General features: G+C 69.5%; 21 protein-coding genes. 16 read left to right on the top strand and 5 right to left on the bottom strand.

Features of this window, described 5'->3' with window-relative positions:
* Positions 1–68: 68 nt before the first annotated feature.
* From ABZ909_RS23560 to hisH, 8 genes are all read left to right on the top strand, one after another.
* Complete coding sequence (locus tag ABZ909_RS23560) at positions 69–1,115, top strand: aldo/keto reductase (RefSeq protein WP_357003035.1); 1,047 nt, start codon at positions 69–71, stop codon at positions 1,113–1,115.
* Positions 1,116–1,167: 52 nt separating this feature from the next.
* Positions 1,168–1,455 (top strand): putative quinol monooxygenase, encoded by a 288-nt coding sequence (locus ABZ909_RS23555; RefSeq protein ID WP_357003033.1) that lies wholly within the window; start codon positions 1,168–1,170, stop codon positions 1,453–1,455.
* Positions 1,456–1,574: 119 nt separating this feature from the next.
* Positions 1,575–1,871: a DUF6412 domain-containing protein gene (locus ABZ909_RS23550; protein WP_357003031.1), complete on the top strand. Its 297-nt coding sequence runs from the start codon at positions 1,575–1,577 to the stop codon at positions 1,869–1,871.
* A 106-nt stretch (positions 1,872–1,977) separates the two neighbouring features.
* Entirely contained in the window at positions 1,978–2,754 is a 777-nt protein-coding gene (yidC, locus tag ABZ909_RS23545) for a membrane protein insertase YidC (protein WP_357003029.1), read from the top strand.
* Positions 2,755–3,048: 294 nt separating this feature from the next.
* Positions 3,049–4,386, top strand: a complete 1,338-nt coding sequence (gene hisD / locus ABZ909_RS23540; RefSeq protein WP_357003027.1) for a histidinol dehydrogenase — start codon at positions 3,049–3,051, stop codon at positions 4,384–4,386.
* Positions 4,387–4,415: 29 nt separating this feature from the next.
* Complete coding sequence (locus tag ABZ909_RS23535) at positions 4,416–5,537, top strand: histidinol-phosphate transaminase (protein WP_357003105.1); 1,122 nt, start codon at positions 4,416–4,418, stop codon at positions 5,535–5,537.
* A complete protein-coding gene (hisB, locus tag ABZ909_RS23530; RefSeq protein WP_354846012.1) occupies positions 5,534–6,163 on the top strand; it encodes an imidazoleglycerol-phosphate dehydratase HisB in 630 nt (209 codons plus the stop codon). Before ABZ909_RS23535 ends, hisB begins: the two co-directional genes overlap by 4 nt.
* Entirely contained in the window at positions 6,160–6,798 is a 639-nt protein-coding gene (hisH, locus tag ABZ909_RS23525; protein ID WP_357003025.1) for an imidazole glycerol phosphate synthase subunit HisH, read from the top strand. The genes hisB and hisH overlap by 4 nt, the downstream gene beginning before the upstream one ends.
* Before the next feature lie 51 nt (positions 6,799–6,849).
* On the opposite strand, the gene ABZ909_RS23520 is transcribed toward hisH, so the two are convergent.
* Positions 6,850–7,323, bottom strand: a complete 474-nt coding sequence (locus ABZ909_RS23520; RefSeq protein ID WP_357003023.1) for a nuclear transport factor 2 family protein — start codon at positions 7,321–7,323, stop codon at positions 6,850–6,852.
* A gap of 98 nt (positions 7,324–7,421) precedes the next feature.
* On the opposite strand from ABZ909_RS23520, the gene ABZ909_RS23515 reads away from it, so the two are divergent.
* Entirely contained in the window at positions 7,422–7,877 is a 456-nt protein-coding gene (locus tag ABZ909_RS23515) for a MarR family transcriptional regulator (protein ID WP_357003021.1), read from the top strand.
* Between the two features lie 8 nt (positions 7,878–7,885).
* On the opposite strand, the gene ABZ909_RS23510 is transcribed toward ABZ909_RS23515, so the two are convergent.
* A complete protein-coding gene (locus ABZ909_RS23510) occupies positions 7,886–8,233 on the bottom strand; it encodes an LppP/LprE family lipoprotein (RefSeq protein ID WP_357003103.1) in 348 nt (115 codons plus the stop codon).
* Here ABZ909_RS23510 and ABZ909_RS23505 point away from each other — a divergent pair.
* The 5 genes from ABZ909_RS23505 to hisI are packed head-to-tail and all read left to right on the top strand — an operon-like array spanning position 8,145 to position 11,427.
* A complete protein-coding gene (locus tag ABZ909_RS23505; RefSeq protein ID WP_357003107.1) occupies positions 8,145–8,702 on the top strand; it encodes a hypothetical protein in 558 nt (185 codons plus the stop codon). The two genes, ABZ909_RS23510 and ABZ909_RS23505, sit on opposite strands and share 89 nt — an antisense overlap.
* Before the next feature lie 9 nt (positions 8,703–8,711).
* On the top strand, positions 8,712–9,443 hold the full coding sequence (gene priA, locus ABZ909_RS23500; RefSeq protein WP_357003019.1) for a bifunctional 1-(5-phosphoribosyl)-5-((5-phosphoribosylamino)methylideneamino)imidazole-4-carboxamide isomerase/phosphoribosylanthranilate isomerase PriA: 732 nt from the start codon (positions 8,712–8,714) through the stop codon (positions 9,441–9,443).
* Positions 9,444–9,447: 4 nt separating this feature from the next.
* Entirely contained in the window at positions 9,448–10,260 is an 813-nt protein-coding gene (locus ABZ909_RS23495) for an inositol monophosphatase (protein ID WP_357003017.1), read from the top strand.
* 25 nt (positions 10,261–10,285) lie between these two features.
* Positions 10,286–11,059: an imidazole glycerol phosphate synthase subunit HisF gene (gene hisF / locus ABZ909_RS23490; RefSeq protein ID WP_357003015.1), complete on the top strand. Its 774-nt coding sequence runs from the start codon at positions 10,286–10,288 to the stop codon at positions 11,057–11,059.
* Positions 11,056–11,427, top strand: coding sequence for a phosphoribosyl-AMP cyclohydrolase (gene hisI, locus ABZ909_RS23485; RefSeq protein WP_357003013.1), 372 nt, complete (start codon positions 11,056–11,058; stop codon positions 11,425–11,427). Before hisF ends, hisI begins: the two co-directional genes overlap by 4 nt.
* A 39-nt stretch (positions 11,428–11,466) precedes the next feature.
* On the opposite strand, the gene ABZ909_RS23480 is transcribed toward hisI, so the two are convergent.
* From ABZ909_RS23480 to ABZ909_RS23470, 3 genes are all read right to left on the bottom strand, one after another.
* Positions 11,467–11,964, bottom strand: a complete 498-nt coding sequence (locus ABZ909_RS23480) for a MarR family transcriptional regulator (protein ID WP_357003101.1) — start codon at positions 11,962–11,964, stop codon at positions 11,467–11,469.
* 189 nt (positions 11,965–12,153) lie between these two features.
* Entirely contained in the window at positions 12,154–12,636 is a 483-nt protein-coding gene (locus ABZ909_RS23475) for a permease (RefSeq protein ID WP_357003099.1), read from the bottom strand.
* A gap of 188 nt (positions 12,637–12,824) precedes the next feature.
* Positions 12,825–13,280: a peroxiredoxin gene (locus ABZ909_RS23470; RefSeq protein ID WP_357003011.1), complete on the bottom strand. Its 456-nt coding sequence runs from the start codon at positions 13,278–13,280 to the stop codon at positions 12,825–12,827.
* Positions 13,281–13,672: 392 nt separating this feature from the next.
* Here ABZ909_RS23470 and ABZ909_RS23465 point away from each other — a divergent pair, with 392 nt between their 5' ends.
* Positions 13,673–15,208, top strand: coding sequence for an anthranilate synthase component I (locus tag ABZ909_RS23465; protein WP_357003009.1), 1,536 nt, complete (start codon positions 13,673–13,675; stop codon positions 15,206–15,208).
* Positions 15,205–16,185 carry a TIGR02234 family membrane protein gene (locus ABZ909_RS23460; protein ID WP_357003007.1) on the top strand — a complete coding sequence of 327 codons (981 nt, stop codon included), beginning with the start codon at positions 15,205–15,207 and terminating at the stop codon, positions 16,183–16,185. The genes ABZ909_RS23465 and ABZ909_RS23460 overlap by 4 nt, the downstream gene beginning before the upstream one ends.
* The last annotated feature ends 3 nt before the right edge of the window (positions 16,186–16,188 follow it).

Here is a 16,188-nt window from a genome sequence, read left to right as displayed (position 1 = left end):
CTCGCATCCGGCGAAAGTAGTGCTCAGCGCCGCAACGGACGGCGAAAGCCACACGAGGAGCACACATCATGACCTCCCTCCCCACCCGTCAGCTCGGCACCACCGACATGCACATCAGCCGGATCGGATTCGGCGCGTGGGCCGTCGGCGGTTCGGGCTGGCGTTACACCTGGGGCGCACAGGACGACGCCGATTCCATCGCCACCATCCGACGGGCCGTGGAGGCCGGTGTCAACTGGATCGACACCGCCGCCGTCTACGGACTCGGCCACTCCGAGGAAGTGGTCGGCAAGGCGATCAGCGGACTGCCCGAGGCCGATCGGCCGTTCGTCTTCACCAAGGCCGGGCTGGTGTGGGACGAGAACGACCGCGCCGCCGCGCCCATGCGGATCATGGCCGCCGCCAGCGTGCGCCGCGAGGTCGAGGACTCGCTGCGCCGGCTGAACGTCGAGCGCATCGACCTGTACCAGGTGCACTGGCCCGATACCGGTGCCTCCCTGGACTTCTCGGACCCCGACGGCGTCGACCCCGCGTCCGCGACCCCGCTCGCGGAGTACTGGCAGACCATGGCCGACCTGGTGCGGGCGGGCAAGGTACGCGCCATCGGCCTGTCCAATCACGATGTGCCGCAACTGGAGATCGCCGAGTCCATCGCCCACGTCGACGCCATCCAGCCCCAGTTCTCGCTGATCAAGCGGGGCGCGGCCGACGAATTGGCCTGGGCGGCGGCGCATCACACCGGCGGCATCGTCTACCAGCCACAGCACTCCGGCCTGCTCACCGGGGCCTTCTCGGCTGCGCGCGTCGCGAGCCTGCCGGATGACGACTGGCGCAAGGGCTTCCCGGAGTTCACTACCGAACTCGACCGCAACCTCGCGCTGGTGGACGCGCTGCGTCCGATCGCCGCGGCCCACCACACCACCGTCGCCGCGGTCGCCATCGCCTGGACCCTGACCTGGCCCGGCGTCACCGGCGCCATCGCCGGCGCCCGCCGGCCCGAGCAGGTCGACGGCTGGATCGGGGGCGCCGCACTGGAATTGACCCCCGCCGACCTGGACGCGATCGCGACCGCGCTGCGCACCACCGGCGCGGGCGAGGGCCCGATCCAGCGCTGAGCGCCACCCGGATCCGAATACCCAGCACCGACTCCCGAAGGAGCACACCACCATGACCCTGCACGTCGTCGCCGAACTGCGCGCCGCCTCCGGTCAGGAGGACCGCCTCCGCACCGCCCTGGAAGCCATGATCGAACCCTCCCTGGCCGAACCCGGCTGCCTGTCCTATCAGCCCTTCACCAACCCGAACGATCCGGCCCACATGGTCGTGGTGGAGGAATGGCGGGACGCCGACGCCCTGGAGAAGCACTTCGCCACCGACCACTTCCAGCATGTGGCCGGAGTCCTGGAGGGCATCGTCGCCGAGCCCATGGTCATTCGCCGCCTCGTCGCCGAATAGCGGTCGAGCTTCGATCCTCGCGCCCCCGCCGGAGTTCCCGGTGGGGGCGCGGGGAGCGGGGCATGTCGCGTCCGGCACATGGGGTGCCGGGGATGGGGAACGCAGGTAGGGTCGGGCGCATGGGTACGCGGATTCGATCGACGGCGCTGCTGCTGTGCGCGCTCGTGGTCTCCGCGTGGGCGGTGCTGTATCTGGCCGCAGCCACCCCTGATTCGCTGCTCGTCCTGGGTGCGGCCGCGCTGGTCGCGGTGACCGCGGCGGCGCTGTCGGCGCGTGGTCCGCTGCTCGCGGCCACCGCGCACATCGGTCCGGCGGAATCGGCCGGACGGCGGCGCCGGGGCGCGTTCCTGCGGCAGAGCAATCCCGACGCCCCGGGCCGGCCGCGCCCGCGCGCACCCGGAGTCCTCGCGGCCTGACCGCGCCCGCACGACCTGTCACGGTCGTGCGCGCTGTCGGGTTCTCCGCCGTCCCGAATTCCTTTCGCCCGCACGCGTGTGCGGGCGCCGCGCAGCGAGGTCCTCCGTGCTCGATTTCATCTACTACCCCGTGTCCGCCGTGCTGTGGCTGTGGCACACCGCTTTCGCGTCGCTGTTCGGCGCGACCAGTGGCCTGGCCTGGGTGCTGGCCATCGTCTTCCTCGTCATGACCCTGCGGGCCCTGCTGATCCGGCCGTTCATCGCGCAGTTGAAGTTCTCTCGCGCGCTGGCCGAGATGCAGCCGCAGATCCAGGAGATCAAGCGCAAGCACGCGGGCGACCGGGAGAAGCAGGCGCTGGCCATGCAGGAGCTACAGCGGGAGTCCGGAGTCAACGTGCTGACCGGTTTCCTGCCGATCATCGGGCAGACGCTGGTCTTCGTCGGCCTCTACCACGTGCTGCGGTCCTTCCAGCCCGGTCACACCCAGAACTATGTGTTCAATGCCGACCAGGTGCAGTCCTTCCTGCATGCCAAGCTGTTCGGCGCGCCCCTGGCCGCCACCCTGTCCACGGCCGGCCCGTCCTTCGGAACGGTTGCCGCCGTGGCGATTCCGCTCATGATCATCGCCGCGATCGCCACCCACTTCACCGCCCGCGCCGCGGTGGCCCGCCAGCCGGAGCCCGCCGGGGGCGCCGGGGGCTCGCAGGTCCGGATCATGAACATGTTGTCGCAGTGGGTCTTCCCCGCCGGAGCCCTGCTGGTCGGCCCGGTCATGCCGATCGCCATCCTGCTCTACTTCGTCACCCAGAACGCGTGGACCTTCGCCCAGCAGCATCTGGTGTCGGCCCGCTTCGGGCAGCAGGCGGCCGAGGCCACCGCCTGAGCGAACATCGTGTCGGAGGTCACTCGGTCCGCACGGTTGCCCGGGTCGCCGTGCGAGGTCCGCCCGGCGGGTACGCCATCACCGCCGGTCCGGCCCATCTTCCCCGCGTTAAAGCCCTCGGCGCCGTCCTGGAATGCCTCGGTCCCGACGGCTTACACGTGGCGATCCGGCTCGCGAGCTCGGCCGCGACGAAAAGCGCTGCCGGTGACCCGATAGTCTGGTAGCTGGTCGCAAGCGGTTTCGGCCGTGTCGCGAACCCCTCGACATCAGCACAGACAAGGACTGCACAGCGCTATGACTAGCCGCATCGAGCTCGCCCGCGTGGATCTGCGCGGACGTACTCCCACTGCTGCCGAACTGCGCGCGGCTCTGCCGCGTGGGGGCGTCGACGTGGACTCGGTGCTGCATCATGTGCAACCGGTCGTGGAGGCCATCCGGGACCGGGGCGTCGAGGCCGCGCTGGAATTCAGCGAGAAGTTCGACGGTGTGCGGCCCGCCGCGGTGCGCGTGCCCGCCGCCGAACTGGACAAGGCCCTGGCCGAGCTGGACCCGGCCGTGCGCGCGGCCCTCGAGGTCGCCATCGAGCGCACCCGCAAGGTCCACGACGATCAGCGCCGCACCGACAAGACCACCCAGGTGGTGCCCGGCGGCACCGTGACCGAGCGGTGGGTGCCGGTGGAGCGGGTCGGCCTGTACGTGCCGGGCGGCAATGCCGTCTACCCGTCCTCAGTGGTCATGAACGTGGTTCCCGCGCAGGCCGCGGGCGTGGACTCGCTGGTGGTCGCCTCGCCGCCGCAGGCGCAGTTCGGCGGGCTGCCGCACCCGACCATCCTGGCCGCCGCCAAGCTGCTGGGCGTCGAGGAGGTGTGGGCGGTCGGCGGTGCGCAGGCCGTGGCGCTGCTGTCCTACGGCGGCACCGACACCGACGGCACACAGCTGGAACCGGTCGACCTGATCACCGGCCCGGGCAATATCTATGTGACGGCCGCCAAGCGGCTGTGCCGCGGCCTGGTCGGCATCGACGCCGAGGCCGGGCCCACCGAGATCGCCATCCTCGCCGACGCCACCGCCGATCCGGTGCACGTGGCCGCCGACCTCATCTCGCAGGCCGAGCACGACGTGCTGGCCGCCAGCGTGCTGGTGACCGACAGCGTCGAGCTCGCCGACGCCGTGGACGCGGCGCTGACCGCGCAGATGACCGTGGTCAAGCACCACGACCGTGTCGCGCAGGCACTGTCGGGCAAGCAGTCCGGCACCGTGCTGGTCGACGACATCGCCCAGGGCCTGCGCGTGGTCAACGCCTATGCCGCCGAGCACCTCGAGATCCAGACCGCCGATGCGTCCGCGGTCGCGGCCCGGGTCCGTTCCGCCGGAGCGGTTTTCGTCGGCGCGTGGTCGCCGGTCTCCCTCGGCGACTACTGCGCCGGATCCAACCACGTGCTGCCCACCGCCGGATGTGCCCGGCACTCTTCGGGTTTGAGCGTGCAGACCTTCCTGCGCGGCATCCACGTCGTCGAGTACTCCGAGGCGGCGCTGAAGGATGTCTCCGGGCACGTGGTCGCACTGGCCAATGCCGAGGACCTGCCCGCGCACGGCCAGGCCGTGCAGGCGCGATTCGGAGAGCTGCGGTGAGCGCCCAGGCCGGCCCGGAAGAAGGCACCGTGACCGTCCCCGGATCGAACATCTCGCTCGACGATCTGCCGCTGCGGGAGAACCTGCGTGGCAAGAGTCCTTACGGCGCACCGCAATTGACCGTTCCGGTGCAGCTGAACACCAACGAGAACCCGCACCCGCCCAGTAAGGCCCTCGTCGACGACGTCGCCGAATCCGTGCGCGCCGCGGCCACCGACCTGCACCGGTACCCGGATCGCGACGCGGTCGAGCTGCGCGCCGATCTGGCCGCCTACCTGACCCGGCAGACCGGCGTCGCGGTGGACGCGGCGAACGTGTGGGCCGCCAACGGCTCCAACGAGATCCTGCAGCAGCTGCTACAGGCGTTCGGCGGACCCGGCCGCAGCGCGCTGGGTTTCGTGCCCTCGTACTCGATGCACCCGATCATCTCCGAGGGCATCGACACCGAGTGGATCGAGGCCAAGCGCAATGGCGACTTCTCCCTCGACATCGACTACGCGGTGCTGACGGTGGGGGAGAAGAACCCCGACGTGGTCTTCGTGACCAGCCCCAACAACCCTACCGGGCACAGCATTCCGCTCGCGGACCTGGAACGCATCCTCGCGGCCGCGCCCGGCATCGTGGTGGTGGACGAGGCGTACGGTGAGTTCTCCTCGGCGCCCAGCGCGATCAGCCTGATCGACAAGTATCCCACCAAGCTGGTGGTCAGCCGCACCATGTCCAAGGCGTTCGCCTTCGCGGGCGGGCGACTGGGCTACCTGGTGGCCGCACCCGCGGTCATCGACGCCATGCTGCTGGTGCGCCTGCCCTACCACCTGTCCGTGGTCACCCAGGCCGCGGCGCGGGCGGCGCTGCGGCACGCGGACGAAACCCTGGGCAGCGTCGCCGAATTGGCGGCGCAGCGCGATCGGGTCATGGCGGCGCTGGTCGAGCTGGGTTACGAGGTCATTCCCTCCGACGCCAACTTCGTGCTGTTCGGCCGCTTCGCCGACGCGCCGCGCGCCTGGCAGCGCTACCTCGACGAGGGCGTGCTCATCCGCGATGTCGGCATCCCCGGCTACCTGCGCACCACCATCGGCCTGGCCGCCGAGAACGACGAATTCCTGCGCGTCAGCGCGAAACTGGCGTCCGAGGAGCTGATCGCCCGATGACCACCGACCGTGCCGACCGCATCGCCCGGGTCGAGCGCACCACCCGCGAATCCAGCATCGTGGTGGAGCTCAATCTGGACGGCTCCGGCAAGACCGACATCTCCACCGGCGTCCCCTTCTACGACCACATGCTGACCGCCTTCGGCCAGCACGGCAGCTTCGACCTGACGGTGCAGGCCAAGGGCGACATCGAGATCGAGGCCCACCACACCGTCGAGGACACCGCCATCGTCATCGGCCAGGCCCTGGGCCAGGCGCTCGGCGACAAGAAGGGCATCCGCCGCTTCGGCGACTGCTTCATCCCGATGGACGAGACCCTCGCGCACGCCGTCGTCGACGTGTCCGGGCGGCCGTACTGCGTGCACACCGGCGAGCCGGATCACATGCTGCACACCATCATTCCGAGTGTGGCCCCGACCGCGTCCTACTCGACCGTGATCAACCGCCACGTGTTCGAGTCGATCGCGCTCAACGCCCGCATCGCCCTGCACGTACGCGTGCTCTACGGCCGCGACCAGCATCACATCACCGAGGCCGAATACAAGGCCGTGGCACGGGCTTTGCGTGCCGCCGTCGAATACGACCCGCGCGTGTCCGGCGTCCCCTCCACGAAGGGCTCGCTATGACCAAGAAGATCGCCCTGCTCGACTACGGCTCCGGCAACCTGCACTCCGCCAGCCGCGCCCTGGCCCGCACGGGTGCGGATGTCACCATTACCGCCGACCCCGAAATCGCCTTGAACGCAGACGGTCTCGTGGTCCCCGGCGTCGGCGCGTACGCGGCCTGCATGGCGGGCCTGCTGTCCGTGCGCGGTGACCGCATCATCGGCAGGCGCCTCGCCGGCGGCCGCCCCGTCCTCGGCATCTGCGTCGGCATGCAGATCCTGTTCGAACGCGGCGTCGAATTCGGGGTCGAAACCGAGGGGTGCGGCGAATGGCCCGGCACCGTCGAGCGGCTGGACGCCCCCGTCCTCCCGCACATGGGCTGGAACACCGTGAAGGCCCCCGAGGACAGCGTCCTGTTCGCGGGCACGGACGCCGACACCCGCTTCTACTTCGTCCATTCCTACGCCGCCCAGCACTGGGCCTGGACCGATGACGGCGGCTCCCAGATCGCCCCGGCCAAGCTGACCTGGGCCGAACACGGCGTCCCGTTCCTCGCCGCGGTGGAGAACGGCCCGCTGTCGGCCACCCAGTTCCACCCGGAGAAGTCCGGCGACGCGGGGGCCCAACTCCTGCGCAACTGGATCGACTCGATCTGATCCGCCCCGAAACGACCGAAACCCCCGCTCTCGGCGGGGGTTTCGGTGTTTCTAGGCTGCTGACGGCTTGGGCCGGGTGCCGACCGACCAGATGGGGGTGGAGACGACGCTCGAGAACTGCCAGCCGTCGGGGGTGCGGACGGCGCCGAAGCGATAGACCTCGCCGAGCGTCAAGCGCGGCTGGGAGCCGAGGGTGGGGTCCTGGGCGGGACCCCAGGCGAAGACGACCAGGAGGTTGGCGCGGACCTTGGCGGTATCGCCGTCCAGATCGATCAGGATGCCACTGATGACGTGCTGGATCTGCCGGTCGGGGGAGTGGTTTCGGCCGGCCTGGGTGACCAGGGCGGCGCGGCCGGTGGCCAGGCCGCCGGGGGTGCGCGCGGTGGCGTCGGCGGTGTAGATGGCAGCGAGTTCCTCCCAGTCGCCTTCATCGAGGGCGCGGCCGAGGCGGTGGACCAGCTCGGTGATCTCGAATTTGTCTGTCAGGTCCTGGAATTGCCGGGTGGTGGTGTCGATCGCGTTCATGGCTACGGTCTTTCGACGAGATTGTTGGTTGCTCCAACGTTGGTAAGACCAATGTAGCCGATTGTGGGTGTCTCCAACAAGGTTGCTAGATTCCCCTCATGGACACCGCGCCCGAAGGCGCCTCCGGCCGGCTGCGCGCTCTTCCCACCCGCCTCATCGGCCAGGTCGCGATCATCGCCAACCGCTGTACCGAGAAAGCCCTGGAGCCCACCGGTTCCCGCCGCTACCACTACGCCCTGCTGGCCACCCTCGACGAACACGGCCCCCTCAGTCAGGCGGAGGCGGGCCGACGCACCTGCATCGACCGTAGCGACGTGGTCGCCGCGGTCAACGACCTGGCCGACCGCGGCCTCCTGCGCCGCACCCCCGACCCCACCGATCGTCGCCGCAACACCCTCACCCTCACCCCCGCCGGGCGGGCCCACCTGTCCGACCTCGACGAACGCCTGGAAGTGGCCCAGCGAGAACTACTCCCGGGCTTCACCGCCGCCGAACGCGCCAACTTCGTCCTGACCCTGAACCGCATCCTCGAATCCCACACCCGAGACGGCTGACCCCCGCCTCAGCACTTGGTCGAGCCGGGCGTCACGGTCGTCCCGGACACCTCCGGCGGCCGCCCGGCCATCTGCACCTTGCTTCCGTCCCAATGGAATTGGACGCAGTAGAAGGTTCCGTCCGGGCAAGCATTACAACTGCGGGGGATCATGTACCGCAGGCCCACGCTGTCGTCGGTGGTGTGGTTCGGATCCGGGGAGATGAACGAATTCCACCTGGGATCCGCCGTGCCGATGTAGCTCCCGCGATGGAACAGCAAGACCTGCATGGGTGAGCCGGCCGTCGCCCCCTCGATCGTGATCAAGTACGCCGACAAGGTCGAGCAGATGTCATTGACCGTCGTCCGCGCCCCCACCGCGGGCAACGCCCACTTCCATGGCGTCCCCGGCACCACCTCCACCGGAGCCAATGTGGCGGCGGCACTTCGAATCACCCCCGACTCGGGCTTGCACGGCTGCGCTCCCGTCCCCGCCGCGGTCGACGGCGCCCCGCCGCCCGGAGTCTGCGCCGTGGTCCCCGCGGTGGTCACCGCCGTCGGCGCCCCGGCCTGCGCCGCGGTGCTCGCCGTCGGGCCGGGCCGCGCCCCCGACCCGCCGCTGTCGCCGCACCCGGCCGCCCCGCCGACCAGCGCCAGCGCCGCCAGCCCGATCCCCACCTTCCGCACGACCATCCCCACCTTCCGCACGACGAGCTCCCTTCGATCGACCCCTGCCTCCCCACAGCGTGACACCGCCTGCTTCCTCCCGCCCGGAAATCGTTCCCGCAGTGTGTCGGCGGCTGACACGGTTCACCCTGCGGTCGGTGTGACGGCGGGCAACCACTAGGCTTACCCCGTGAGTCTTGTGCTGCTACCTGCCGTCGATGTCGCCAATGGTGAGGCTGTGCGCCTGGTTCAGGGGGAGGCGGGCAGCGAAACCAGCTACGGTTCGCCGCGCGACGCCGCGCTGGCCTGGCAGCACGCCGGCGCGGAGTGGGTGCATCTGGTCGACCTGGACGCCGCGTTCGGCAAGGGCTCCAACCGCGAACTGCTCGCCGAGGTGATCGGCGAACTCGATGTGAAGGTCGAGCTGTCGGGCGGGATTCGGGACGACGAGTCGTTGAAGGCCGCGCTGGCCACCGGCTGCGCGCGCGTCAACCTGGGCACCGCGGCGATCGAGAATCCGGAGTGGTGTGCCCGGGCCATCGGCGAGTACGGCGACAAGATCGCCGTCGGCATGGATGTGAAGCTCATCGACGGCGAGTGGCGGCTGCGCGGCCGCGGCTGGGTGACCGACGGCGGCGACCTGTGGGAGGTGCTCGAGCGCCTCGAGCGGGACGGCTGCTCGCGGTACGTGGTCACCGACGTCTCCAAGGACGGCACGCTGACCGGGCCGAACCTGGACCTGCTGAGCCAGGTCGCCAATGCGTGTGAGGCCCCGGTCATCGCTTCGGGCGGCATCTCCGAGCTCGACGACCTGCGTGCCATCGCGACGCTGGTGGACGAGGGCGTCGAGGGCGCGATCATCGGCAAGGCCCTCTACGCGGGCCGGTTCACCCTGCCCGAAGCCTTGGCCGCGGTTCGCTAGCGCCGTGGCCGCCGAACTCGCCGAACTGCTCGGCATCGCCAGTGACGTTCTCGACTCCGCCGCACCGCGTTTCGTCGAGGGCATCGGGGCGCCGAGCGCGGTCGAGAAGGGGCGCAACGACTTCGCCACCGAACTCGACCTGGAGCTCGAGCGCACCATCTCGCAGCGGCTGGGCGAACGCACCGGAATACCGGTGCACGGTGAGGAATTCGGCGGTCCGCAGCTGACCTCGGGCACCGCCTGGGTGCTGGACCCCATCGACGGCACCTTCAACTACTCGGCGGGCAGTCCCATGTGCGGCATGCTGCTGGCACTGGTGCGCGACGGCGTCCCGGTCATCGGCCTGACCTGGCTGCCGATCCTGGGCCAGCGCTACGCGGCGGTCGCGGACGGCCCGCTGCTGCTGAACGGCAACCCGCTGCCGCGTCTGGCCCCGGCCAAGCTCGCCAGCGCGATGATTGGCTTCGGCAGCTTCAATATCGATGGAGCGGGCCGGATTCCGGGCATCTTCCGCTTCAATCTGCTGGGCGCGCTGAGCCGACTGTCCGGCCGCCAGCGCATGTACGGCTCCACCGGCATCGACCTGGCCTACACCGCCTCGGGAATTCTGGGCGGGGCCGTGGTGTTCGGACATCATCCGTGGGACAACGCCGCGGGCGTGGCCCTGGTCCGGGCCGCAGGCGGCGTGGTCACCGACCTGCTGGGCCGGGACTGGACCATCGAATCCGGTTCGGTGCTGGCCGCCGCCCCCGGCGTGCACGAGGAACTACTGGGCCTGATCGCGGACACCGCCGATCGGGTCCGAGGAGAGGCATAGCAATGCTGAAGACAGAGGTCGTGAAATGACGTTGGCCGTACGCGTGATTCCGTGCCTGGACGTGGACGCCGGGCGCGTGGTCAAGGGCGTCAACTTCGAAAACCTCAGGGACGCGGGCGATCCCGTGGAACTCGCGGCCACCTACGACGCCCAGGGCGCCGACGAGCTGACCTTCCTCGACGTCACCGCCTCCACCGGCGACCGCGGCACCATGATCGACGTGGTCACCCGCACCGCCGAGCAGATCTTCATCCCGCTCACCGTCGGCGGCGGCGTGCGCACCGTCGAGGACGTGGACCGGCTGCTGCGCGCGGGTGCGGACAAGGTGTCGGTGAACACCGCCGCCATCGCTCGCCCCGAGGTGCTGCGTGAAATGTCGGAGCGGTTCGGCTCCCAGTGCATCGTGCTGTCGGTCGACGCCCGCACGGTTCCCGAGGGTCAACCCGCGACCCCGTCCGGCTGGGAGGTCACCACCCACGGCGGCAAGCGCGGCACCGGTATCGACGCCGTCGAATGGGCCGTGCGCGGAGCCGAACTGGGCGTCGGCGAGATCCTGCTCAACTCCATGGACGCCGACGGCACCAAGGCGGGCTTCGACCTGCCCATGATCCGCGCCGTGCGCGCCGCGGTCTCGGTGCCGGTCATCGCCTCCGGTGGCGCGGGCAAGATCGCCGACTTCGCGCCCGCCGTGCAATCCGGCGCGGACGCGGTGCTTGCCGCCAGCGTCTTCCACTTCGGCGACCTCACCATCGGCCAGGTCAAGGACGCCATGCGCGCGGAAGGAATCACCGTCCGATGAGCACCCTGGATCCCGCGATCGCGCGCCGCCTCAAGCGCAACTCCGACGGGCTGTTCGCCGCCATCGCGCAGGAGAAGAACACCGGCGACGTGCTCATGATGGCGTGGATGGACGACGAGGCGCTGGCCCGCACCCTGGAAACTCGCAAGGGCACCTACTATTCGCGATCGCGCCAGCAGTACTGGGTCAAGGGCGAGACCTCCGGCCACACCCAGTACGTGCACGAGGTACGACTGGACTGCGACGGCGACACCGTCCTGCTGGTCGTCGACCAGGAGGGCGCGGCCTGCCACACGGGCACCCACACCTGCTTCGACACCGACGTGCTGCTGTCCCAGGGCCACCGGCTGCTCACCGACGAGGACTGAGCGGCAACGGTTTCCGGCCTGGGCGGGAAAGCTCGGGCGTCAGCCCGATTCGTTCGGGTTCATGTCCAGATGCGAGGTCGGCCGCCCCGAGCGGCCGAGCCCGCGGGCCGTGCCCTTGTCCAACTGTGCCACCAGCGTCTCGCCCAGTTCCAGCAGCTGCTTGGTCTGCTCGGCGTCCAGCCCGTCGAACACCAGGCCGCGGACACACTCCAGATACCCGGGCGCGGCCTCGGTGATCTTCTGATATCCGGCATCGGTCAGCACCGCCTGCGCCCCGCGGCGACCGGTAATGGTGACGCGCTCGGCCCAGCCCAGCCGTTCGAGTTTGGAGACCACGTGCGAGAGCCGCGATAGCGATGCGTTTGCTTTTTGCGCAAGGTCGCTCAGTTGCAACCGGTGACCTGGTTCTTCGGAGAGCAGAGTCATTACGAAGTATTCGAAATGGGTAATCCCGGACTCACGTTGCAGCTGGGTATCCAATGCGGCGGGGAGTCTGGTAGTGAGCGCGACAAGGGTACGCCAAGCTCGCTGTTCCATGAGATTCAACCACTTGGTCACCGTGCGCGCCCTCTCGTAGCAGCCAAGTGACGTGTTGTGCCGGCCGGTGGAAGGGCCTGCGAACAGCATCGAACGAGTCACTCGCACGTCAAAGTTTGCCACGATTTCGCTCGTCAGTCACGGCGTTGCTGAATGACGTGACATCGATCACGCGTGTCGCGGGTGGATTCAGTTCGCGCCGAGTTCGGGAGGAGGTGTCGGAGTTTCCGGCTCTACGCGAGGCTTTTCCGGTTCGGCCTGCCGACGTTCGGCACGGTGCCGGCGGAATCGCCTGCGCAGCAAGAGAAATGCCACCAGCAGGAACAGCAGCGCGGCCACGATCGCACCCGCCAGCGTGGCGCCGCGGAATCCCGGCCCGTCGACATCGAGAATGCGCTTACCGGCGTGTGCGGCATTCGAGTTGCCCCACACGATGGTCAGCGTCATCAAATTCGGGATGGCGATGACGATCGCGAGAACTGCCGCACCGCCCGCGATAAACATGCCGCCCCGTTTACGCCAGCGGAGTCCTGCGGCCAGGAACAGGAAAAGTGGTACAGCCGTACATACCGCGCCCATTATCAGGCCATACCAGATGCCCTTGGCGAAACTCCCGCTCACCCATTCGCCGATGCGCTGCGCCCACCACCGTGGAATGAATGCGGCCAGCATCAGATACACCAGCCACAGAGCCACCGCGGCCACCAATCCGCCAATGATGCGATTGCGCCACGTGACGAAGGTTGAAGACTTTCGCTCCTGGCCGGTGCTGGGCGTAGTCATGTGCTCAGCGTATGTCCGAATTGTCGGCGCGCGCAGGAACGACGCGATGAGCGCTCGGCGCTCGCGCGGGAACCGGCTCAGCGCTCGCGCAGGAACTTCAACGCCTCGTCGGCGTGCACGTTCGCGCGCATCTCGCTGTTGATGACCTTGGCGACGGTCCGGTCCGGATCGATGACGAAGGTCGTCCGCTTCACCGGTACCAGCGCGCCCAGCAGGCCGCGCTTCACGCCGAACTCGGCGGCCACCTTGGCTCCGGGATCGGACAGCACCGGATAGCTCAGTCCCTGCTTCTCCGCGAACCCGGACTGCACCTCGACGGAATCCGCGCTGATCCCCACACAGGTGGCCCCGGCGGCCTTGAATTCCGTTGCCAGATCCCGGAAGTGGCACGCCTCGGCCGTGCACACCGGCGTGTTCGCCGCGGGATAGAAGAACAACACCACCGGTCCGTCCACAAGTAGCGACTCGAGCGACCGCACGGTCCCCGACTGGTCCGGAAGTTCGAAATTGGGTGCGAGCTGACCAACCTTCATACCCGCACCCTACCCCCAATTCATCGTGCACGAGCTATTAGAGCCCGGATGAAATCCTTTGCTGGGCTTCGAGCTTGGCGCCTCGCGAACCGGCCCCCACCGGTCGTCTGCTCGGGGGTCCGGGGGACGGGCCGGAGCCCCAACCAACTCAGCGCTTCCAGGGCCTTTGCCTATGTGACGAACGAGGCGATGGCACCGCGTGCGACCTCTCCATCTCGCTGCCGGAGCACTGACGATCTCCCGCGTGTCGAGACCGCCGCGAGTGTAGTGACGACCGCTTCAGGTATTCGCCGCAGCCGCCCGCTCGGCCGGGCGGGGAGCGCGATTGAGATCGCCCCGGGCGGGCCTGGAATGATGGGTGAATGCACGGCGCGCATGGTTTGCCTCTGAACGTGGCTATCGATACCACCACCTCCCGGGAGCAGTTCCGGGCGCTCGCGGCCGATCACCGGGTGGTCCCGGTGGTCCGAAAGGTGTTGGCGGACTCCGAGACTCCGCTCTCGACCTACCGCAAACTGGCCGCGGACCGACCCGGCACCTTCCTGCTGGAATCGGCGGAGACCGGCCGCTCCTGGTCGCGATGGTCGTTCATCGGCGCGGGTAGTCCCAGTGCGCTGACCGTGATCGACGGCGCGGCGGCCTGGCTAGGCCAGACTCCCGCCGACGCGCCGGTGGGCGGCGATCCGCTCGCCGCGCTGCGAGAGTCGCTGCAGGTACTGCGCACCGAGCGGCTGCCCGGTCTGCCGCCGCTGACCGGCGGCCTGGTCGGCTACCTCGGCTACGACACCGTGCGCCGGCTCGAACGCCTGCCCAGCATCGCCACCGACGACCTGCAGGTCCCCGAGATGGTCCTGATGCTGGCCACCGACCTGGCCGCCTTCGACCACCACGAGGGCGCGATCACCCTCATCGCCAATGCCGTCAACTGGAACGGCACCGACGAGCACGTGGACGCGGCCTACGACGATGCGATGGCCCGCCTGGACCGCATGACCGAGGCCCTGGCCGCCCCCGCCGACTCCACCGTCTCGGTGTTCGACCGCCCCGAGCCGAACTACCGCCGGCAACGCACCTCCGACGAATTCGGTGCAGGCGTGCGCCGGCTGGTCAAGGAGATCGAGGCCGGCGAGGCGTTCCAGGTGGTGCTCTCGCAGCGCTTCGAGATGGACTACAACGGCACCCCGCTGGACCTCTACCGCATGCTGCGGGCCTCCAACCCGAGCCCGTACATGTACCTCATGCACATCCCGGACGGCTCTGGCGGCACCGCGTTCTCCATCGTCGGCTCCAGCCCCGAATCGCTGGTGACGGTGAAGGATGGCGTGGCCACCACCCACCCGATCGCGGGCACCCGTTGGCGCGGTGTCACCGAGGAGGATGACCTCCTGCTCGAGAAGAGCCTGCTCGCCGACGAGAAGGAGAACGCCGAGCACCTCATGCTCGTCGATCTGGGCCGCAACGATCTGGGCCGGGTCTGCGAGCCCGGTACCGTGCGCGTCACCGAGTACCGCCACGTCGAGCGCTACTCGCACGTCATGCACCTGGTCTCCACGGTCTCCGGCCGCCTGCGCGCCGGCAAGGTCGCCCTCGACGCGGTCCAGGCCTGCTTCCCCGCGGGCACCCTCTCCGGCGCGCCCAAGGTCCGCGCCATGGAGCTGATCGAGGAGCTCGAGCCCACCCGCCGCGGTGTCTACGCGGGCGTAGTCGGCTACCTGGACTTCGCCGGTGACGCAGACACCGCGATCGCCATCCGCACCGCCCTGCTCAAGGGCGGCACCGCCTATGTCCAGGCCGGCGCCGGCATCGTCGCCGACTCCGACGCGGACTACGAGGACGTCGAATCCCGCAACAAGGCCATGGCCGTCCTCAAGGCCATCGCCGCCGCCGAGACCGTGCGCGCCTACCGCCCGAACGGCGCGGATCAATGAGCGATCAGGACCCGGACAGAGGCGCGGCGCGGAAATCGACGCCCGAAGGCAGCGCAACACCCGATAGCAGCGCGGAGCGGGAAAACGAAGCGGCGCAATCCGATTCCAAGCCCGCCGGGGCGGACACCGGGAACTCCGCCGCCGCCGCTGCCGATCCACACGCCGAGACCGACGCCATGCGTACTGCCGAACGCGCGCAGGCGGCGGACCTGGCCGAGGCCGAGGCGAATGCCGCTGCGGCGGAAGCCGACACGGACGCCGCGAGGGCGCGGAAGCGGTCGCGGCCGATCGCCGCGGTGGCGCTGCTGGCGGTCGCGGCGGCGCTGCTCTGGGGGTCGTCGCGCATGGCGTGGGCCCGGCTCGAGATCACCAGCGACTACGGCCTGCCGCGTCATCGAGATCTCAACGGCGGTGTCTGGTTCGGGGCCCTGACGCCACTGGCGCTGGTCTTCCTGGCCACCATCGCGGCGGTGTTCGCCACCCACGGCTGGTGGCGGCGCGGGGTCGGCGTGGTGGTCGCGGTCCTGGCCGCGGTGTCCGCGGTGCCCGCGTACGCCCTGCTCATGCACAAGGGGACCGCCGATCGCGCCACGCGACTGGCCGAACTGCACGGGGGTGACCACGCGGGCGCGGTGACGACATCGACGCTGCCGGCCGTGGTGTCCCTGGCCGGTGCGGTGGCCGCGTTCGTGGCCGGCTTGCTCTTGGTCCGGCAGTCGTCCGGGACCACCCGGATGTCCGGCAAGTACGACAGTCCGGCGGCTCGGAAGCTGTCGGCGGCCGAGCAGGTTGCCGCACATCAGGCCCGGGTCCAGGACCAGGAATCCGGGTCACCGGCCGCCGCCGACAAGCAGTTGTCGGGTCGCGTGCTGTGGGATGCCCTCGACGAGGGGGTGGACCCGACCGACGATGAAACCAATCACCCTGCCGCGCACGATGATCCGGGTAACGGGGCGGCGCGCGACAACCGCCACTGAGCT

Source organism: Nocardia sp. NPDC046763, assembly GCF_040645495.1.
Taxonomy (GTDB): Bacteria; Actinomycetota; Actinomycetes; order Mycobacteriales; family Mycobacteriaceae; genus Nocardia.
Note: the sequence above shows the minus strand (reverse complement) of the source record. Positions and strands in the feature narration are given on the sequence as shown.